The organism is Nostoc sp. ATCC 53789, from assembly GCF_009873495.1.
GTDB lineage: Bacteria > Cyanobacteriota > Cyanobacteriia > Cyanobacteriales > Nostocaceae > Nostoc > Nostoc muscorum_A.
In genome coordinates, this window is record NZ_CP046703.1 from 2539200 (window position 1) to 2561329 (window position 22130).

Sequence of the window (22130 nt, forward strand, 5' to 3'; positions counted from 1 at the left end):
TCAACTTCTCACCAATAAAGAATCAAACCTCTAACCAACCCAACGTTCTTGGGCAAATCCTATAGCTATTTTGGCTAGTAGTGTCATAAAAGCACCCAAGATTAAATATCCCTGACGAGGATGGCGAGATAGCAGCACACCAATGGCTATATTCAAAGGCACAATACCATAAGCGAGACGGCTCAAGGAGATAGTACCCCCCGAAGCTAGCAGCAAACCAATACCGCAAAAGCCATAGATAACTGTAACTGCGGTAAGTTGCGTGCGTAAGCGCCATAACACATAGCTACCACCCAAAACCATAAACAAGTTGAGCAAGTTATTGATCCACTCTTCACTCGCTAGAATCAACAAAAATAAGACTAAAGCATAAAAACCATAGAATAATTTTAGAGAACTAAAACGTTGACGGAAACGCCATAAAAGATAGGCACTGGTAAAAATCACGCCTAATAACAAGAGATACCAGGGGTCTACAATCCCGCCAGATGGTTTTTGAATCCAACCATATTGCCAGTTTTTTGTGCCAACTATAATTTGCATCAGCATATTTAACCAACCCTGCCAATCAAACCCCAGATTGGGCCGCCATCCTCGTTGTGCTTCGATAAAAGCTAAAGGGTTGCCAAAATAAATCGCACAATAAAAACTGAATAGAAGTATGCCAATGGCGGTAACAAAACCAGCAATATAGGCTATGGGTGGTCGGCGTTCTTTCCACGCTGCGATCGCTAATGCTGGAATTAGTGCCATACCTGTGGGACGTGTTGCTGTCGCCATCGCCCCCCAAAGCCCAGTCCAGCCATACTGCTTTTGATCAAACGCCCGCAAAGCCGATGTACTCAAAAACAAATACAGCCCCTCTGTGTAAACCACCCCCGTAAACATGGATGATGGATATAAAGAAACTACAGCAGTAGTCCAGTGCGCCGCATTGATGCCATAATGCTCCTTAACCCAAAAATACAAACAGTAAAGCGCTGCGAAAAATGCCAGATTGTTGACTAACGTACCTGCTAATTCAAACGGCAAGCCCAGCTTCATCAAAACCCAGATGCTTAAGGGAAACAGGGGAAAAAAGGCAAGATTATGTTGCTTACCGTCATTCACAAATTCATATCCAGAAGTTGCGATCGCTCGATAATGCATACTATCCCAGGCATCAAAAACCCCCCAGCCAAAATGAGGCAAAAATTCTTCTGGTGGTAACGGTAATTTTGGTGCAACCAGCAACATAGCAGTCCAGATGAATATTCGACTGGCAAGCCATATTGCTGCTGGAAACAGGAAATCATTTTTCCATAAAACTTTTTTTATAACTATTTGAACTTTGACCATAGGGTTGAGTACTTCAACAAACTCCTTTCTGCATCCTTTTACCTATGGCTGTAACACAGCAATTTATGAGTAACATTTTGCATATTAAATCCTCCACCAACATAATTAACAAACTGGACAAATTAGCAATTAATTGAAATTATTTCCTATTTGGTTACTTTTGCCAATTCTCTAGAAGTTTATCTTTAAAAATATAGTATTTATAAGTACATTTTTTGTCTAGTTATATGAAAGTTGAGCTTTATGGCTAGCAGTCTATCGAGTTAAAATCAACAGATTGGGGTTGGCGCAGCGAAAAAAGCATGGATAAATTTCCCTTTGTATCCCCGATCTCCCCCTCCCCGCGTCTCTCCTCGTCTGCGTCAGTGTATCGATTATAGTCATTGCTGTTATTAAAGAGTCCCCAGCAATTTATAGTGGGAGTTGTCTGTAAATCCTTAAGCAATTGTGAAAGCGATTACTCTTGTTGGTTCCACTGGTTCTATCGGTACTCAGACTTTAGATATTGTCACTCAGTACCCAGATCAGTTTCGGATTGTGGGATTGGCAGCTGGGAATAATGTAGAGATGTTGGCTGCTCAAATTCGGCAGTTTCGACCGAAAATAGCAGCAATTTGCTCAGAAGATAAATTACCAGCGCTCAAAGAAGCTATCATTGACCTCGATCCCCAACCGATTCTACTAGCAGGCGAGGCTGGAGTGATAGAAGTAGCTCGCTATGGCGATGCTCAAACTGTTGTCACTGGGATCGTTGGTTGTGCTGGTTTACTACCCACGATCGCAGCTATTGAAGCTGGTAAAGATATTGCCTTAGCGAACAAAGAAACCCTGATTGCTGGGGCCCCTGTGGTTCTACCCCTAGTCGAAAAACACGGTGTAAAATTACTCCCAGCCGATTCCGAACATTCGGCAATCTTTCAATGTCTCCAAGGTGTGCCAAAATCTGGCTTGCGGAAAATTTTGCTCACTGCATCTGGTGGGGCTTTCCGCGACTGGGATGTAGAAAGGTTAGCAGATGTAACCGTTGCTGACGCTCTCAAGCATCCTAATTGGTCGATGGGACGCAAAATCACAGTAGACTCTGCTACTTTGATGAATAAAGGACTGGAAGTAATTGAGGCTCACTTCCTGTTTGGGTTGGATTATGACAATATCGAAATTGTCATTCATCCCCAAAGTATTATTCACTCGCTGATTGAACTGCAAGATACTTCCGTTTTAGCCCAACTCGGTTGGCCGGATATGCGCTTACCTTTACTGTATGCTCTATCTTGGCCCGATCGCATCTATACCAACTGGGAACGGCTAGATTTAGTCAAAGCTGGAAATTTAACCTTCCGGGAACCAGATCACCAAAAGTATCCTTGTATGCAGTTGGCTTATGCTGTAGGTAAAGCTGGTGGTTCGATGCCAGCTGTGTTAAACGCTGCAAATGAGCAAGCTGTAGCTTTATTTTTAGATGAAAAAATTCGCTTTTTAGATATTCCCCGGTGTATCGAATGGGTGTGCGATCGCCATCAAAATGATAACCGTGCAAATCCCTCTTTAGATGACATCTTGGCAGCAGATAAATGGGCAAGACAAGAAGTTTTAACAACGACTGAAAAGTTAGAAGCTCACCCACGGATAATTTCTTTGCGATAAAAACCTTTAATTCAGATACCCAAAAGGCAGATTTTCTGGTTCTTGACCAATTTTTGTTTAGCCTTCAGCATTAGCCTGAAGGCTAACAGCTAAATTCATTTTTGGACATCCTTTGCCATGTGTTATTAGACTCTTTATCTGATAAATTTATTGATTAACTAGAGACATTTGTCTTTGGCTTTTCTAATAAGAAAATAATTCCTAAAACCGGGAAAAGTAAAGCGATTAGCTGCATTACTTTAAAGCCTCTTGCATCTGTTTCCAATGAGCTTAATAAAGATGGCTGGATGATTGAATGAATATTACCAATAATATACCAACTATAGATTCCAAGTGTAATCCATTTTGCCCACATCTTTTCTTGAAATATTCCAACTATTGCGGCAACCGCCACAATAGAAGCGATCGCTAGAAAAAATGTTGTAGCAAAAGATGTCTCACCACCAGCAGTCTGACTTCGAGTTATAATCCAATTTATCATTGCACCAGTTGCACAAGCTAGGGCAACCAACAATAAATATACTAGGCTGTACCACTTTCCAAGTTTGGTATATATTTTTGCGGTCATACGTTCTACTTTGAGCTTTTTGATTCTTAGAAATCAAACAGGATATATCCTTCTAAAAATATAACTATTATATTGTTGTAACTATTAATACAAACTTACCAGTAAAAAATATTGCATAAATTCTGCCAAATTGCCAAATAAGTTTCCTCTCATCTGAATTATTGTCTCATTTTCAGATAATATAACATTGGCACAGTTAGACGAAAAATCTTGGCTTTAATAGCTATTCCAAATTAGGTCTAATAGCTTTAGCACTAATAATTTTTAGTTCAGATAAAATTACCCTTTCTGAATAAATATCCTCTCAGGTAAGGGCTATTGTTAAGGAATTTATATATTATGATTGCTACGTTGATTGTAGCTTGGATTGTCTTCGTAATATTGTGGAAGTTGTTGAAAGCCACTCTGAAGAACGCATTAACCATTGCCGCAATTCTGATTTTATTAAACATTAGTTTTGGCATTACTCCACAAGATATTTGGCATCACATCATGCAGTTTACTCAAAGTTTATCAAATATCCAAAGCGGCAAGTAAAAATACAAGTAGGGGCAATTCATGAATTGCCCCTACTTGAGCTTATTAAGGATAGTTAAACTCTGACACAGCGTACTGCTCAATCATTATTTAATGCTGAAATCTTGGCTAATGCATCCTTAAAACTTGGCGGCAACTGACGCATAATCTTGCCTCTTTCGCGATCTAAAGCTACTAAAGTCACCTTGGCAGTAACGTATAATTCTTGTCCATCAGTTGAGACAATGGCATAATCCCAATTAATTCGGACACCTGTTACCTCAGCCATGCGCGTTTTTACTACCACTGCCATACCCAATTGAATTGAACGATGATAACGCAACGACAGTTCTACAACTGGTAAATCACAACCTATCGCAACTAAATCAGCAAATTCAATCCCTATAGATCGCAAGCATTCAATCCGCGCTTCTTCCATCCAAGCTAGATAAGAACCGTGCCACACAACACCTGCATAATCAGTGTGGTGGGGTTGCACTCTCACGGGATATTCAAACCAATTCCCAAATTCATGACTTGATGGATTGTCAAGGGCGGTGGTGGGTGGTAATTTTGGTTGGCTGGGTTTTTCTTGTGACATTTTCACTTTTCTAAGCACCTATAAATTTTCCAAATATGGAATAGCATAAAAATTCATTGCGTTCCATAACTTAATTGATTTAATATTTACACTTCCGAGTAGAGGGAGTGTTTTGTTATGCAGCCTAATCTCCAGTATGTTAGTCTTATTACTTTAACTATACTTAGTTTTCTCGGTTTTGGGATGGCATACCCAGACAATAACCAGGTAAGTACAAATACAAGGTTGAAATATAACTTTGGAGAAAAAGCTCAAGCTTTACCTCAGAATAATCAGCTTTTAGAAATTGAAAGGCTCAATGAAGAAGCTATCAAAGAATCTCGGCAAGGTGAATCGGAAGAAGCGTTGCAGAGATTACAACAAGCACTAGCCATTACTAGAGAACGTGGAGAGCGCTCTTGGGAAGCGGTAACATTCAATAACATCGGCAGAGTCTACCAAACTCAAAGAAAGTATCCTGAAGCACTTAAATCTTACCAGCAAGCTCTATTAATTAATAGAGAACTTGGGGATCTTGTTCGACTTGGCAAAACCTACAGTAATATAGGTTACTTATTTGATATCCAAAATCAACCAGAGTTAGCAATTTTTTTCTACAAGCATTGCTTAATTAATCGTGAAAAAGCTCGCTTGAATCCATCAGCACTGAGTGCGCCACAACCAAATGCTTACAGCATAACTGTTAGCCAGACATATCGGATTTTGGGTGAACAATTGCTCAAACAAGAACGTGTTGCTGAAGCACAAAGGACAATGGATTTACTCAAAGTTGAAGAACTAGAAGAATATCTCCAGACTGTGCCAGGTAATCAACGTACTGTCAAAGGTATTAATATAGCGGCTACAGAAAAACCAATTAAACAAAAGTTGGATCAAACCTTGGATAGTGCTGTTGTGTTGGGTAAAGAACTGACAACACTACGGAAAATTTCTCCCAAGGAGCGATCGCTCGAACAGAAACAACGCATTGAGCAATTAGTCTTAAATCAACAGCAACTTTTGGATAAATTTAACGAATTTATCAATAGTCCTTCAGTGAAAGCACAGATAGAGCAAATTAGCCGTACAGCTAGGCGGCAAAATTTGGATTTGGAGAATCTCAACGAACTTCGGGATAATTTGGCGAGATTGCCTCAAAAATCTGCAATCCTCTATCCACTGATTTTAAAAGATAGCTTGGAATTGGTATTAGTCACTCCTGAATCCCCACCGATTCATCGCACTGTTGCTGTAAAACGCGAAAATCTCCATCAAACAATTGGTACTTTCCGCCAAGCTTTAATCAACCCCAGCCGAAATATCAAAGCACCTGCACGCCAATTGTATGACTGGCTAATTAAACCTATAGAAAAAGACCTGAAGCAATCAGGTACACAAACTCTGATTTACGCTCCAGATGAGCAATTACGCTATATTCCTTTAACTGCTTTATATGATGGCAAACAATGGCTAGTGCAGCGTTTGGGTGTCAATCACATTACATCTGTCAGTCTGACTAACTTAAATACCCCACAAGAATCTACTTTGCGGGTTTTAGCTGGTGCTTTTACTAAAGGTAATTATCAAATTAAAGTTGGAAATCGACAGGTTGCTTTTGCTGGTTTGCCCTTTGCAACGCAAGAAGTGGAAAACTTAGCTGCTACGGTTCCTGAAACTACGAAGCTTTTAGATGATGCTTTTAGCCCCAAAGTCGCTGTACCCCAAATGGATGATTATACAATTGTCCATTTAGCGACTCATGCAGCCTTTGTGGTCGGTAAACCAGAAGATTCGTTTATTTTATTCGGAAATGGCGATCGCGTTAACTTGAGAAATGTCGCCACTTGGTCACTCCCCCATGTAGATTTGGTAGTGTTAAGTGCCTGTGAAACCGGCTTGGGAGGTAAGTTAGGTAACGGTGAGGAAATTTTGGGCTTTGGCTATCAGATGCAACAAACCGGCGCAAGAGCCGCGATCGCTTCGCTGTGGTCTGTAGATGATGGTGGGACACAAGCGCTTATGAGTGCTTTTTATGGTATCCTTACCACCGATAAGTTAACTAAAGCTGAAACCTTACGACAAGCTCAAGTCTCATTAATTACTGGAGACTGGAAAATAAGAAGCCACAATGTACCCGTGGCAGCAGTTAGTAATTTTAGTCACCCGTACTACTGGGCATCCTTTATTTTAATTGGCAATGGACTTTAGGTGTTGACCGTTTCCCATCTCTGTCAAAGGATGCCTTGTTCAACTTTGTGGCTGATTCCCACCAAAAAAAATTCATTAAAAATTCATAATTCATGACTTATAATTCATAATTTCTTTATGTAAACAGGTTTTAACTCAAGCATAATTATGTTGGTTGCTTGATAGTTATGATTTTTCTTAACCTATTTTTTAGTTAGGAATTATGAATTAGTAATTACTAATTATTATGCTAATTCTGATTAACAGTGCATTTTAACTTTCAGCTAAAAGCTCAAAATCAGGCTCGTGAGGTTTTAGCAGATAGAAAAAAATAGGCGATGGGCTACAAGCCAATCACTTGATGGTAATGGAGAACAGACTAAGAGCGATCGCTAACTAAGCCATCATTACCAATTACCGATAATCGATTTCTAATTTGCGATCGACCTTTGGAACCTTAATATTTCTTGGCAAGAATTTTAGAGTCTGTATCGGTTTGCATAGATTGCTTGACAAGATCAGCCAGTTCGTCGAGTTGGCTAATTGCCTCTGCGCCTTCTAGCTTCATTAATTCGCGGTCATCCCGCATTTCCGTCCAAGTAATCCCGTAATCGGACACCAAAAACCGAATCAGGTGGTTATCACCCAAGCTAACCATAAACGATGCACTATTCATTTGGTCGCCACAGGTATAACAAGAAGCAGGATACCCGCGCCGCTCTAATACGACTGCCAAGGCTTGCAGGTTCATTACCAAGTCTTGGACGAATTGTCGATGTTGATGTGCTAGTCTCAGAAACACTTTTGTCCTCCAGACACCACAGTCATTTGAGTTTCTTTTATATTTTCTTTAGATTTTCTCATCCACTGGTATTGTAAACTATTCAATACAATTACCAGACAGATAATATTGAGTCGTTAATTGACTACCTTGTTTAGGGTAGTAGATCAGGGTTTTGAGCGCCGTATCAAACTATTCAGTTTGCAAATTAAAAATCTCGGACAGAATTGCTAAATTTAACTATATCTTTATACACTTCTGTCAGGGTAGATTCTTACATGAAGCATTCCGCTTTAAGAGTAACTTAAATCTAGCACTAGTCAAGTACAGAAAAGCTTCATATTTAATTTTTACTGATGATGTGCAGCCGATTTCAGTGTCATTTAAGTCTATAACGTAGTTTTGCATCGTTATAGTGTCTCTTGCTTAGATGTTTAATCTGTTCTCTTTCTAACGTAGATTTTGGTATAGACCAATAATTAGGTATACCAAATTTCTTCCTCCCGTATATATAAAGTTGAGCAGATGACAGTGTAAATTTTAGATCCAGTACTAAAAGAAGATTAAGTATAGTACTTTATACAACCTTCACGTAGCCGATAGATTAAGTCTGAGTGTAGAATCCAGAATGGATCACCTTAACACTGACAGTATCTAAACTCAGCAGAGCAATGTTGCCATTTAGGCAATATTTTCAGCTATTTTGGGATTATCCTCAAAAAGTGGTACGAACCAAAACAGATAAATTTGGAAAGATAATTATTTTAGTTTGGTTTTGCCACAAAAAATCTATGTATAGTGTATTTCGATTATTTACTCAAACTGAGTAATTATTTTTTATTGAAAGTCGGCATGGGCATTAGTAACTCTTCCCTATACCTCAAAACTCCACCCAAAAGGGGATGGAGTTTCAATACTTTTCGGTTAAACCCAATAATCTCTCTTTTGGTCTGGGGGAAGGTTAAAGGGTAATGGGGAAAGGGAAATTCAAACCCTTTCCCTTTCCCCTTTCCCCCTTAACCGAAAAGTATTGGATGGAGTTTTTCATTACCGACTAAACATTGCTCGTAGTGCTAACAAGTTTTTCCCCTTTTAACATCCGCGCCGCAGCTTCGAGGAGAGCTTCTTCAAGATAGGGCTTGGTAAAGTAGCCACTAGCACCGAGTTGAGCTGCAATTTGTCTGTGTTTGTCTGCACCCCGCGAGGTGAGCATAGCGATCGGTAGGTGGTTGAGGTTAGAGTCTTTCTGAATGCGAGAGAGTAATTCCAGACCATCGCAACGGGGCATTTCGATGTCGCAAAATACGATATCGCAAGGCAGACCGGAGCGGAGTTTATCCCAAGCTTCCTGTCCGTCACGCGCCTGTTCTACACGATAACCGGCTTTGTTAAATGTCAGGGATAGCAATTCTCGGACTGTAATCGAATCATCGACGATCAGCACTGTCGGGTCAATCTTCGCAGGAGAGGTGTCTATGGGAGCCCCTTTCTGTTGCCAAGAATTGCCACCCATTTGTGTAGAAATCCGTCCCTGGAAGATGTCAATTATTTCCAGCACATCAGCAATAGGCATAATCCGACCATCACCCAAGACTGTAGCACCAGCGACACCAATGGGTTTAGGCGCTGGGCCTTCAAATTGCTTAATTACAATTTCTTGTTCGCTTAACACCAGGTCAATCTGTAGAGCAATCAAGGTATTTGCCGATCGCACCACAACCACAGAAACCATATCATCATCTCGCGTACCGCCATAGACATTACCGCGACTGATTTGGCGATTGAAGGTTAAAAGCTCCTTCAGGGGTCGGAATGGTAGTACTGTATCGCGCCAGGAAATAAATGATTGTCCATTGGCATCGTGCTGAATATTTTTCACTGGTATATCTAGCGTATCTTCTACACCATCCATCGGGAAGGCGATCCTGGAGCGATCGGAGACGCAGCAGAGAGCTTTACAAATACTCAAAGTCAGTGGTAGACGAATCGTGAAGGTGGTTCCCTTACCGATCGCAGAATCGGTGTTCACTGTCCCCCGAATTTCGCTAATCTCAGAACGCACTACGTCCATACCGACACCACGACCGGAAATTTCATCTGCTTGGTCTTTGATTGTAAAACCAGACTGGAATAGCAGATCGTAGACTTCCAGGCGAGACATGGCTTTTGCTTGCGCTTCTGTAATCATGCCAATCTTCACCGCCTTAGCCTTAACCTTGGCGGAATCGATACCTGCGCCATCATCGCCTACAGAAATGATCGTTTGGTTGCCTTGGTAGAAGGCACGGATAGTAATAATTCCCACAGGTGGTTTACCAGCAGCTTGTCGTTCTTCTGGCGTTTCAATACCGTGAGCGATCGCATTATTCAGCATGTGAGTTAATGGATCGGTCAGATGATCCAAAATCATCTTGTCAATTAAGGTATCACCACCTTCGATTACCAACTCCACTTGTTTGCCACATTTGATGGCGTTGTCGCGCACTCCTCGCCGCCAGCGATCGATAGTTTGGGCAAAAGGAACCATTCGCGCTCTTGTTAATCCCTCTTGTAGCTGGGTGGTTACTTGGCGGAACTGCCTTGCGACTCGCTCGGTTTCTTCGGTGACAAAATCAATATCACTTGCCGACTCACGGACTCGCACAATGCGTTCGATCATCTGCTGTGAGAGTGTATGGAAGGGAGTAAAACGATCCATTTCTAACTCGCTAAAACCCCTATCAGCATTGAAATCAGGTGCTTGCAAGCCAGAGTCTTTCTTTTTGCGTCCAGCTAATAAAGAGGCTTCTAAGAGCGATCGCTCGTACAACTCTTGCATCCTTGCGCCCACATCCGAGAGTTGTTGTACCTGAATCAGCAAGTTATCTAATGACTGCCGCAGCCGTTCATGATCTTGCTCTAAGGTATTGCGATTTACCACCAACTCCCCGACTAAATTACTCATATCGTCCAGTTGCTTAACTGGAACCTTCATCGTTTCTTCGAATCTTGCAGCCCGACGAGTAGAGGGACGGGGAGGTTTGCTGGTGTTCGATTTTGCTGCTGGTGAATGGGATATTGTTTGATCCGCTTCTGCCAACAACTTCTCCAAGTCACCAAATTCATCTATAGCTGGTGGTGGAACGTCATTTTTCGCCAAGACTGGTTGAGTATTGAAGGGTTGGCGTTGGCGTAGCCCGTCGTGGACATTGCTGTCGTTATCTGTACCGAGCAATTCTTCCAGGGCTGCAAAATCTACTTCTGGTATTGAGGTAGCTTTGGAGTTAAGTGCTACTTCCTCTCCTAGTAATGCTTCCAAGTCTGCAAAATCATCTTCTGGAGCAACTAATTCAACGGTTTCTGTAGTTACCAATTCTTCATCTGAGGCAAGAATAGCATTTTCGTCCTCTGACACTGTTACAGATTCAGATATCTCTCCTAAATCATATAAATCGGTTTCTACATCTTCCTGAATAATCGTTTGTGTGAAATCATTGACATCTTGCGAATCAATTGTTGCCGCGTTTTCTTCTAATTGTTGCTGGTTTGTTGCTTCTAATAGAGCAGTTTCTGTAAATAATAAAGCATTTGCAAAACCCAGATGTGTGTCGTCTAAATCCGGGTTTATTGGTAATTCAAAAGCAGTTTCTAAGTTATTGTTCTCTTCCGTTTCAAAATTTTCTAAGTTTGTTTGGGCTGAATTTGAAGTGTCACCAAAACTAATATCTAAAGAAGTTTCTGTAAGAGATACGTCCACAGTATTCTCTGTGGGTTCCATCTGAATATAGGTTGAGTCCGTAGCTACATCTTCAAACAGCAGTTGTGAATTTTCATCGAAAGAGCCAAACAAATCATCTGGTTGTTCTTGGACTGAATCTAAAGTTTCTGTAAGAGATAATTCATCCACAGTATTCTCTGTGGGTTCCATCTGAATATAGGTTGATGTAGCTACATCTTCAAACAGCAGTTGCGGATTTTCATCGAAAGAGCCGAACAAATCATCTGGTTGTGCTTGGACTGAATCTAAAGTTCCTGTAAGAGATAGTTCATCCACAGTATTCTCTGTGGTTTCCATCTGAATATAGGTTGAGTCTGTAACTGCATCTTCAAACAGCAGTTGTGAATTTTCATCGAAAGAGCCGAACAAATCATCTGGTTGTGCTTGGACTGAATCTAAAGTTCCTGTAAGAGATAGTTCATCCACAGTATTCTCTGTGGTTTCCATCTGAATATAGGTTGAGTCTGTAACTGCATCTTCAAACAGCAGTTGCGGATTTTCATCGAAAGAGCCGAATGAATCAAGTTCCAGATCAACAGCAGATATTTCTGAGGGCTGATGAGTAAATTCTGGAGCAAAATCTAAAGCTTCTGGTTGTTGCGCTCTAAGAGTTTCTTCCCCTAGATGCTGCGTGAAAAAAGGCATTTCCGGCGTGGAGGTATTGCTGATTACCGAGGAAATAGCTGAGTCACTCTGTGCTAATTCATCAAATAAATCATCTCCAGAATCTGATGAGAATATCAAATCTAGCTGCTCTTCGTGCTGGAAATTGATATCCAATTCTTCCAAGCCGAAACTAGCTCTATCAGAAGGTATAGGTTGCTGACTGTCAGCAAAAATATCATCAGTTGTAGCAAACAAACTCTCCTCTAACGCCCTTTCTACATTCTGCTCAATTAAGGAATTGAAATCGTCCTGTTCCTCTGTAATTTCCTGATTCCAGAAGCTACTCAGATCATTTTCTGATTGAGAGAATTCAGATGTTGTTACTGTAGATATATCAAATAAATCAACGATTTCTGATTCACTTGTAGGCAGTAGTGTCTCTTCTTCCATTTCAGCGAACAGATTGTCTGAAGAGAACCCTGTTTCCTGGGGTAATTCTATATAGTCACTAGGGGTAATTGCTTCTACCCAATTTGCATTTCTAGTTTCTGAGAATAAGTTATCAAAACTATTTGCTTGATTGGTCGATAGTTCCACATTAGCGAATGCCTCAGTTTCTGGTTGAGCTACTTCATCTGTAGGCAACAGTTCTATATCATCATCTAGCCCCAGTGTCAATAAATCTTCAACTACATCGTTTTTGTTAACACCAGCAAGCTGGTTTGTCTCACTTGGAATATCAATAAATTCTTGTAAATCTTCGGAAGAAGAGTCTAAATTTATATCAAGTACGTTAATAGAACTTAACTCTGGAATCGTAGCAGATGTTTGTTGATGTTGCGGTTCTGAATTCTCTTTTTCTAAGAAATTGTCGCCAAATAACAGGGATAAATCTTCCGTCGTGGCTGTAGTTGCTACTTGATCCAAGGAGAGTAAGTCAGATAAATCGCTATGAGCATCCTCAGCGTCAGTGTTGCTGAAATCAATTCCAAAATCATCGCTGGCAACAATATCTAAAGTTTCTTCTTGATGCCAACTTTCATCTAATTCGGGAGTCTCACCTGCAAATAAATCGGCAAGGGTATTTAACTCAGCTATTCCTACCTCTGGCCCATTGGGGTCAAGATTGTTACTGATTGGATGTGCTTCGTCATGTGTGGTGAAAGAAAAACTAGTGTGAGTTGCAGCGTTGAGTGGTGTCCCTTGTTGAACATAGGGGCGATCGCCTTTGACGTTGGCGTAACCAGACGCTCGCGGACTCACTAATGCTGCGCTATCGCTAGTATCCTTATCTAGATTAAGTTCCTCGGTTGTTTGGGCTAGGTCTAACTGCTCGGTGTTACCCTCAAAAATTGCCTCTGACGTAGTTGATGATTCTGTCAAAACCGCAGACTGTTCATCAAACAAATCAGGAGTAACTTCTAACAGATCAATTTCTGCCAAGCTCAAAAGTGCTTCTAGTTGCTGACTAATTGCAATTTCGGCTTCTCTACCTTGCAGGACTAATTCTTGAGCTTGCTTGATTTCGGTAATGACAATTTTAGCTAAAGTCAGATAACTATTTTCAGGATTGCCGATCGCACTAGCTGCTGCTTGACACAAACCACACCACTTGGACACATTCCAAGTTTCACCAAGTTTGACTAATTGGTAACAGCATTGTTGAAGGTTTTGCCGAGTTGAGGGTGTTGTGGTTTGCTTAAACAGTTGCAACATTTCTCGCAGTGTTTGCAGCACTTGGGCTTGAAACTCGCCCCAATTATTATGTTCTTTAGCGGTGACTGGCGATAGCGCAGCGTTAGCGTCTCGCACCTGCTGAGGTGCTACTGAGACAGATATTTCTGGAGATTCCTGATGGGTGTCTTCTGCCAAGCTAGGAATATCTCGCCGCAGGAAAAGTTCTGTAAGTGTGGAGACATTCTCTACAGAGGTTGTGTGTAATTCTGTTGCGTCAGGATTGCTAGATACTCCACTTTTTCCTTGTTGTACAAGTAGTTCTAGATGTTCATACAACCATTGAAAGACTGGCTCTGTTTCTGACATCAAAGTATTCGCTGCATCTTCAGAAAGACCGTAAGGCCCGCTCAAATGCTCTAACAGCGATTTTAGGGTATCAGATACACCAAGAAATAAAGACTCTAACTTTTGGTCAATCTGAACCGGATTATCTTTAAGAACTTTAAAACAATCTTCCAGACGGTGGGAGGTATGCTGGATGCTAGTCAATCCAAGCATCGCCGCTCCTCCTTTGATGGAGTGAGCCGCCCGGAAGACTTCACTGATCATTTCCGGGTCGTTCAGGGTACCTTCTAGATTCAGTAACCCCTGCTCAATGGTATTCAGGTGATCCCTGGCTTCTTCGATAAAGTAACCCAAAATCCGCTGTTGTTGTTCCGGCAGCATAGCAAAAGTTATGAGTTATGAGTTGTTAGTTGTTAGTTGTGAGTTATGAGTTATGAGTTGTGAGTTATGAATTATGAGTTATGAGTTGTAATTTTTATTGCTAACTTTTTACTCCTAACTCCTAACTTTATTTCAAGTAGTGAGTTGTGATTTTTAGTTCTAACTCCTCACTCCTAACTCCTAACTTTTTTATCTGGTTTCCATCGTTTCCACTCGGAAACGTTCAACGGAGGCGATCAAGTCACGGGATACACCTACTAAGTGTTGTAGGGCACCTGAAACTCGCTGTGCTTCCTGGGAAGTTTCTTGTGCAGTTAGTTCTACTGATTGCATTACGTGAGCGACAGCGCGGGAGGTTTCAGTCTGTTCCACAGTGTCGCTGGTAATAGAGCGCACAAGAATATCAATACGATTCGCCACTTGAATAATATTTTCGAGCGATCGCTTGGCTTCTTCTGCCAATTTTGTCCCTTTAATTACTTGTTGTGTGCCTTCTTCCATCGCGGTCATTACAGAACCTGTTTCGCTTTGGATTTGCATCACAATTTGTTCAATTTCCTTCAGGGATTTGGCAGATTTATCTGCTAACTGGCGCACTTCATCTGCTACGATCGCAAACCCGCGTCCAGCTTCTCCCGCTCTTGCCGCCTCAATACTAGCATTGAGTGCTAACAAGTTGGTTCTGGAAGCAATCTGCGAAATCAACGCCACAATTTTAGAAATTTCTTGAGAAGATTCCGCCAACCGCTTCACTTTGCGAGTGGTTTCGGCAACGGTTTCTCGAATTTCCAAAATACCTGCGACGGTATTTTCTACCGCTTCACCACCTTGGAGAGCGATCGTACTAGCATCACGAGCAACGGTTTCAGCTTCCCGCGCCGCCTCTGCGACTCGCTGAATCGAGTCGGTCATTACCTGTACAGAATTCAGCGTTACTGCTAACTCTTCTGCTTGACGCAAAGCATCACTAGATAAGGCTCTAGCAAAGGTTTCAGAGTTGGTTGCACCTTTTGTTACATCCTTCGCTGCCACTTTTACCTGTTGCACAATATCTCGCAGGTTTTGAATTGTCAGGTTAAAAGCATCGGCTACGGCTCCTAGTACGTCGGCTGTCACTTCAGCTTGGACTGTTAAATCGCCTCTAGCAGCTCCTTCCACATCATCCAAAAGGCGAATCACCTGACGTTGCAGGTTTTCCTTGGCTTCCTCTTGTTCATCAGCTTTCCGTTGGGCTTCACTTGTCGTTGTGAAAATTACCCGCGCCATTTCATTAAAGCCAGTGGATAAATGCCCCAATTCATCTTCAGAAAACACTGTGGCTTGAGCATTCAAATTTCCTTGGCGTACAGCTTCAAACTGAGCTTGCAGATCATTGGTTGTGCGCCGAATTTGTTTGAGTGCAAGATTTCCCATAAAGCCTGCGGTGGTAAAACCGGCAATTCCTGCTGCTAGGGACATTGCCCAACCTGTGTTTCGTACTGATTCACGTTGTTGGGCTGGCGAAAATGTGGTGGCGACAAAGCTAACTGTGGCTACAACTAGCGCTGAGACAATGCCCACACTTCCAGCAATCAACCATTGTTTCCGTTCTATAGAAGCATTTTCTAATGGTGCTAACCAGCCTTGCTCGACGCTAACGTTGGGTTCTAGTTTCGAGACATCTGTTTGGCTAAAGACTGGAACTCCTTCATGGGAACCAGTCATCGAAAATAGTTCCTCTTCGCGATCGGCTGCATTGCTTCCAGAAGTATCCGTGCTTTGACGTACACTGCCACTAGTTTCTGCTGGAGCAGAATACATTGCTGCATCACCGAAGTTAGAATCTTCTTCGATCAGGTCAAACCCTGGAATGTTTCCTAAATCGTCAAATTCTTCAAAGTCATCTAAAAAGTCAATATTGCTCTTAGAATTTTCTCCATTCAGTATATTGTTTGAGTCTTCATAAGAACTTAAACCATCTGAGCCAAAGGCAGACTCAAATGCTTCCATATCAAAATTTTCATCATCAAAGCTATTTTTGCTGATGATTTCACTTGATTTCATCTGCTTTTCTTTCAGAGGGATATCGCTCTTAAAAGATGAATAATTATCAGATGATTCTGGTTGAAAATCTTGCTCTGCTTCCAAATTTTGTGACTTCAACCAATCATGTGCTTCGGTTTCAGGCAAATCATATCTACTATTGTTATTTGTAGTTGTCGAACTATTTATAGGTTGTTCTTCAACAACAATAAGTAAAGTCTCGTCTCCAAAATTAGATTTATTATATTCTAAGTTCCCAATCCTAGACTCTGAAGACTTTGGCTCACTCAACAAATCAGAGAAATTATTTTCGCTACTACTAGTTTGTGAATTAAAAGATGAAGAATTATTATTGTCAATAGCTGAATTTCCATGATCGCGATTTATCTCGTTCTCTGAAAATTGACTATTTACTAATGATTCTTCATGGCTCTCTTCGGAAATATCTTCCTGCCAAAAAGCAGGCAAATCTAATTCTGTTTTTTCCTCATAACTACTGCTATTTAAATTTTGTTCCTCTGATTCTTCATCCAAAGCAAAAGGGTCGTCACCAAAAGCTATAGAAGAATCTGAGATTTTTCCCATTCCAATACTATCTTCTGTGGGGATGTCAAATGGACTATTTGAAGATAGTTCTGTAACCCCATCCACAGTTTCTTGAGGCTCTCCAAAAAAGTTCAAATCAAGGTTATTACTGTCAAACTCCTCACTAGCTTCCAAATCTTCTAATTCTGGTTCGCTATATGCCAGTGGATCGGACATCTCTGAGGAATTTATCTGCTCTTGACTTCCTGATGTATCAATCTGTCCACCGAATGACTGTAAATATTGATTGATATTCTCAATTCCATTATTGGCAAAACCAATAATTTCTTGTTCGTTAGTCAAGCTTAATACCTGTTGATATTCTTCTTTTGCAACATCGTACTGTTGCAAAACATAGTAGATGTGACCCCTTAACAAATGAGTGTTGGGGTCATTTGGTAGATTTTGCACCACTTGATCAACTAAAGTGGCGGCAACCTCATAATTCCTTTGAACATAGGCGGTCATCGCCTGTTGATATGTTGGTTCGTAATTATCAATACTTGCTGCCATTTCCTCCTCCAATTTCATCCTGCCCACCTAGCACTCCGTACAATTGCCATTTGATCGAGCAGTCGTAGACACTGATTATTTTTGGTACTTAGTAACCACTCTCCACGTAGAAAGGGAACCATAGTATCTGGAACACCAGTTGGTGGCATAAGATTCTGGACATCCAACCAGTCCATACCACCGATTTCCTCTACTGCTAAACCCACTATTGTGTCTTGCTCCTCGATGGCAATCACCGAAATTTCTGCTCTATCCGTGTTTAATGCACTTGCTTCCCCCAGAAATTGACCCAAATCAGCCACCCAAATAACTCGACCTCGTAAATTTAGAGTACCCAAAAGTAAAGGAGAAGCATTAGGAATCGGGGTGATTCTATCAGGACTTAGTTCAATTACCTCCCGGATGCCAGTTGCTTGTAGTGCAAACTCCTGATGCGAGGGAATGTAAAATCTCAAATGTAACTCACCTTCAGGACTTTCCACTTGTAATTCTGGTCGGAAGTGGTCTTGACCGCTACCACTTAAAAAGTCCGGTTTGCTGACCATATTGCTTTTATCCTTATCCTCGCAGCAGTTGTTTGACTGTTCCTACCAACTCGGTTGGTTGAAACGGTTTGGCTATGTAGGCATCTGCACCCTGCTTCATGCCCCAGTAGCGATCAAATTCTTCGCCTTTGGAAGAACACATCACCACCGGGACATTTTGGGTTTTGGGATCGGATTTTAACCGCCGACAAACTTCGTAGCCGTTCATCCGGGGCATGACAATATCTAACACCACTAAATCGGGAGGTGCTATTTGGATTGCCTCCAATGCTTCTAATCCATCGCTGGCATGGGTAACTGTTAGGCCAGTTGCTTTTAGGAGGTCTGTAATCATCTCCCTTTGCGCGATACTGTCTTCCACAATCAGAACTGTACTCATAAATGTCTATTTACCTCCTGATGTAGACGTTCCTATTTGGAACATTCCCTGATTCCTCCGCAATTATTAACTGTATAAATTAATTGTATGTTCTCACTATTTTCCTGGATATTGAGGTTTCACTGAGTTGGCTGACTCTGTGATAACATCTTTTAACTGATCTTTTAGTAGATCAACAAGTTATGTTTTCCCCCAGCCCTTACTCCCTATTCCCTACTCCCCATTTTCATAGAATTCTATTTTGAGATATTTCTCTACAATCATGAGTAATTCAGTGTCGGTAAATGGTTTTGTTAAATAATCTGTTGCCCCGACCATACTAGCTTTGACTCGATCAATAAATCCATCTTTACCAGTAAGCATGATAATCGGTGTGAGCCGAAATGCTGTGGAATGTCGCAACATGGCGCAAACCTCGTACCCCTCCAATTCCAACATAGCGATGTCGCACAAAATTAAATCCGGTTTGAGTTGAAAAACCAGACTCAGTGCTTCTAAGGGATTGGTGAGAGCGATCGCTTCATAGCCTTGTGGTTGTAAGATCGAATTTATAGTCTCACCGATGGCGATCGCATCGTCAATACATACTATCCGCCCCCTGTGTTTTCCCTTCAATTCCCAGTTCTCATTGTGGGTATCTGGTTTAGTTGTGGCTGAATATACTAGTTGGAGCCAACTCTGTTGCACATAAGGATATATTGCCTTAGCAACTGTCAAAATATCTCGGTTGAGATAGCGAGCCAGTTGACGCAAGGATGTTTTACCATCAGCCCAATGTTGTAATTTCTCTACAGTTGCTTCTGGTAGCGATGATTGTAGCTGAACTTTGTCAGATAGCACTGGCAATTGTTCGGGAGACTGAATGTGCGGATAGAGTTCTTTCCACTCTTGCACCTGCTTCGTAATTTTTGTAACAAATGGAGCAATCTCGAAAGTGTTTAATTGTGGGGCAAGTGCCGCACCCTGATGGAAAATGAAGTTCCCTTGGTGTAAACTCAGCAGATCAAAGAGAGTTTCATGCACCAAGCCGTGAATGATACTACCAGCTATCTTGGGGTTGATAATATTTCGCTCCAAAAGTGCCCACAGATAGGCATACTCTGGTGAGTCGGTTGATGGTAGAGAGGCAATCTGTTTGTCGGTGAGTCGCATCTCGACTCGATAATGACGTAAATAATCGTTAATTCTGGATAAATTACTCTCACCTTCTCGGCAATAGATAATTTGACCATTGAGGAAAAAGACGAACCAAGACTGTTGTTTGGGGCGATAAATGTTTGCTCCCTCTCCACTCAGCTTGTTGTTATGGTGAGAGCTATGAGCTTCTACCCATAGTTGTCCAGTTCGTTGTCCCAACGCAATCAATTGCAGGATACTGCAAATATCAATTTCACTTAAATTTCCCTGCATTTACCTAAAAAGTACTCCTTGTAATGCCGTTAAATATTATTTTTGAATTGTGTCCTGCAATTTTTCCATTTTTAGAGCAGGTAGTTTAAGTATTGATTATGGAGTATTGGCAAGATTTTTACCCTTCTCCTTGTTGGCATTAGGGAATAGATTCAACTATAAACCTTAATCTTTCGTAATACACTTTGACAAAGCTAGTGTTAACACGGAAGTCATCATCACTGTCATCAGTACAAAATATAAAGGCGTGACCAAATCGCTTTTATTAATATCAAGGCGTAATATATTGCGTCTATAGTTTTGTCTGTCTTGTTTTCCTAAACCTGGGTTCAGGGAGACAAGTTAACAGAATTATTTAAGGTATATCCCAAAACACGAACTTTAAGTGCATCAATAAAGGACTAACGGTGTGCTGTATTTAGCAGAAGTACAAAAACAGAAAGGTGGTTTACTCAGTGGCAGCGGCAAAACTGAATTGAAACTGCTAGCTTGTCAGCGAACTGACCAGAATTGGAGTACTGTGTCGGAAGAAGTGATTGCTGCTGAGGACGCAAGCAAATTAAATGATGGCGCTTTGGTACTGGTTGAACTGAATCCAAATCGTCAAGTGCAGCGAATTCAAGAAGCAGGGCGGCCACTAGTCAATATTTTGCAGAATTTTTCCCGCCAATTGGAGAAATTTAAGCTCAAGGAAGATGAAATCGATCAGTGGAAACAGTCGTTAACGTTTCAGGCGCAAGAGTTGAATCGCCGTGAAATGGATATGGAAGTACGCTCAGAACAGTTGCAAAACATGGAAGAGGAGTTGCAACAACTAGAGCAGCAAAAACAAGAAGTTGACACATCTCGCCAGGAAATTGAACGGTTACAAACAGAAGTTGAACGCAACCGCCTAGAATTGGAAGGCGCTTGGGAACATTTGCGGGGTGAGCAGCGCCGTCTAGAGGAACGTCAAGCAGATTTTAAACAGGGGACGGTTTTGGATGAAGAGCAAAGTCGGGTAATGAGTGAGTTACTCGATCGCTTATCTAGTCGCGTAGCTCCCACAGAAACAGTCAGGGAACACCTGCATCTGGCTTTTGAATTCGTGGAAAAGCAGCAAGCGACTCTAAACCCGCACTGGCAAAAACTAGAAGAACAAAAAACAGCGATCGCACAACAGCAAGAAGAAGTGGAGCGGTTGTCACAAACATTTAGCGATCGCCAAAATGCATTGCAAGAAGCACAAAATACTCTAGTTCAGCAAACAGCCCAGTTGCAAATAAATACAGCTGACCTGACTAGCAAGCAAGAGTATGCCCGGATAATCAAAGAGCAGTTACGAAACGCTGAAGAGTTATATCAACAAATTCACTCTATAGCTGCAACGTCTAGTGATGTAGTTCTCGGTCAGCAAGCGAATGTGGAAGCTTTGGATAAAATGCCTTTAGAAGAACTACAAAAGATAGTCCAAGACTTGCAGCATAAACTGGAAATAGATGCTACCTTTGTTCACGATCAGGAACAAGAACTGGAATATAAACAAGAAGCTATAGAAGAACTGCAAAATAAATTAAGCCAAGCATCTGACCAGGATCACATCAATTTGGAACTGGAATTAACAGATGAAAAAGACCTCTATCAGATGCTAAACTCCAGTTTGGTGGGACAACGCCGCAATATGTTACAGCATCAGAAGTTTCTCAAGCAACACCAAGCTGTATTACTACGGCGACAAGGACATACTGTTGTTGAGGAACATGATGGTAATAAAGTCAATTTAGAACCAGTTCTGTTACAAATTGAAACCCAGAGACAACAATATTCCCAGGAAATCCAAAAGCTAGAACGTGAAATCGATCAAATCCGTTCTGGTGTTGAGCTAAATCAGGGAATGATTGACAATCAAACCCACGATTTGGATGAAAAGCGCCAAGAACTAAAAGCGATCGAAGAAAATTTGCTTTCCCTGCGAAGAACAACTGCTGAATGTTGTGGTCGAGTGAATCTTTATCAAGAAGCACTACAACCAATTCAGGATTCTCTTGATGGCTTACGGCAAAAGCTGCAAGGAATTGCAGAATCTTTGGATAAATTCCAGGAAACTGGCGATCATCAAGTCCAAGCGATCGCCCAGTTGCGCCACACTCTCCAAGGTTTAATGCCTCAGCCAGAATTATTAGCGTCTTAATAAGTTAGGAGTGATGAATTAAAGATTAGACATCTCCGAAAAAGTAGAGACGTAGCAATGCTACGTCTCTACAAGGTTTCTGGGTAATGCATATTTAATTTCTGGAGATGTCTATTTTTAACTCCT

Annotated in this window: 13 protein-coding genes; 4 read left to right on the top strand and 9 right to left on the bottom strand. The window is 41.4% G+C overall.

All coding sequences use genetic code 11. The features are described 5' to 3' along the window. Positions 1 to 30 precede the first annotated feature (30 nt). Complete coding sequence (locus tag GJB62_RS10455) at positions 31 to 1338, bottom strand: mannosyltransferase family protein (protein WP_114083808.1); 1308 nt, start codon at positions 1336 to 1338, stop codon at positions 31 to 33. 447 nt (positions 1339 to 1785) lie between these two features. Here GJB62_RS10455 and dxr point away from each other — a divergent pair, with 447 nt between their 5' ends. Continuing rightward, entirely contained in the window at positions 1786 to 2982 is a 1197-nt protein-coding gene (gene dxr, locus GJB62_RS10460) for a 1-deoxy-D-xylulose-5-phosphate reductoisomerase (protein WP_114083807.1), read from the top strand. 154 nt (positions 2983 to 3136) lie between these two features. Here the strand turns inward: dxr and GJB62_RS10465 are convergent, their stop codons facing one another. Beyond that, positions 3137 to 3550 carry a hypothetical protein gene (locus tag GJB62_RS10465; protein ID WP_114083806.1) on the bottom strand — a complete coding sequence of 138 codons (414 nt, stop codon included), beginning with the start codon at positions 3548 to 3550 and terminating at the stop codon, positions 3137 to 3139. A 339-nt stretch (positions 3551 to 3889) separates the two neighbouring features. Here GJB62_RS10465 and GJB62_RS10470 point away from each other — a divergent pair, with 339 nt between their 5' ends. Next, positions 3890 to 4087 carry a hypothetical protein gene (locus GJB62_RS10470; RefSeq protein WP_114083805.1) on the top strand — a complete coding sequence of 66 codons (198 nt, stop codon included), beginning with the start codon at positions 3890 to 3892 and terminating at the stop codon, positions 4085 to 4087. Positions 4088 to 4166: 79 nt separating this feature from the next. Here the strand turns inward: GJB62_RS10470 and GJB62_RS10475 are convergent, their stop codons facing one another. Continuing rightward, positions 4167 to 4667 (bottom strand): thioesterase family protein, encoded by a 501-nt coding sequence (locus GJB62_RS10475; RefSeq protein WP_114083804.1) that lies wholly within the window; start codon positions 4665 to 4667, stop codon positions 4167 to 4169. Positions 4668 to 4784: 117 nt separating this feature from the next. Here GJB62_RS10475 and GJB62_RS10480 point away from each other — a divergent pair, with 117 nt between their 5' ends. After that, complete coding sequence (locus tag GJB62_RS10480; RefSeq protein ID WP_114083803.1) at positions 4785 to 6854, top strand: CHAT domain-containing protein; 2070 nt, start codon at positions 4785 to 4787, stop codon at positions 6852 to 6854. 436 nt (positions 6855 to 7290) lie between these two features. Here the strand turns inward: GJB62_RS10480 and GJB62_RS10485 are convergent, their stop codons facing one another. The 6 genes from GJB62_RS10485 to GJB62_RS10510 form a co-directional block, all read right to left on the bottom strand. Next, positions 7291 to 7635 (bottom strand): DUF1815 family protein, encoded by a 345-nt coding sequence (locus GJB62_RS10485; protein WP_012412199.1) that lies wholly within the window; start codon positions 7633 to 7635, stop codon positions 7291 to 7293. 1033 nt (positions 7636 to 8668) lie between these two features. Beyond that, positions 8669 to 14380 (bottom strand): response regulator, encoded by a 5712-nt coding sequence (locus tag GJB62_RS10490; protein ID WP_114083802.1) that lies wholly within the window; start codon positions 14378 to 14380, stop codon positions 8669 to 8671. 189 nt (positions 14381 to 14569) lie between these two features. Further along, a complete protein-coding gene (locus GJB62_RS10495; RefSeq protein ID WP_114083827.1) occupies positions 14570 to 17500 on the bottom strand; it encodes a methyl-accepting chemotaxis protein in 2931 nt (976 codons plus the stop codon). A 14-nt stretch (positions 17501 to 17514) separates the two neighbouring features. After that, a complete protein-coding gene (locus GJB62_RS10500) occupies positions 17515 to 18045 on the bottom strand; it encodes a chemotaxis protein CheW (RefSeq protein WP_114083801.1) in 531 nt (176 codons plus the stop codon). Between the two features lie 13 nt (positions 18046 to 18058). Beyond that, positions 18059 to 18424, bottom strand: a complete 366-nt coding sequence (locus tag GJB62_RS10505) for a response regulator (protein WP_069073698.1) — start codon at positions 18422 to 18424, stop codon at positions 18059 to 18061. 213 nt (positions 18425 to 18637) lie between these two features. Further along, on the bottom strand, positions 18638 to 19834 hold the full coding sequence (locus GJB62_RS10510) for a response regulator (RefSeq protein ID WP_114083800.1): 1197 nt from the start codon (positions 19832 to 19834) through the stop codon (positions 18638 to 18640). A 409-nt stretch (positions 19835 to 20243) separates the two neighbouring features. On the opposite strand from GJB62_RS10510, the gene hmpF reads away from it, so the two are divergent. After that, complete coding sequence (gene hmpF, locus GJB62_RS10515) at positions 20244 to 22004, top strand: pilus motility taxis protein HmpF (protein ID WP_114083799.1); 1761 nt, start codon at positions 20244 to 20246, stop codon at positions 22002 to 22004. Positions 22005 to 22130 lie beyond the last annotated feature (126 nt).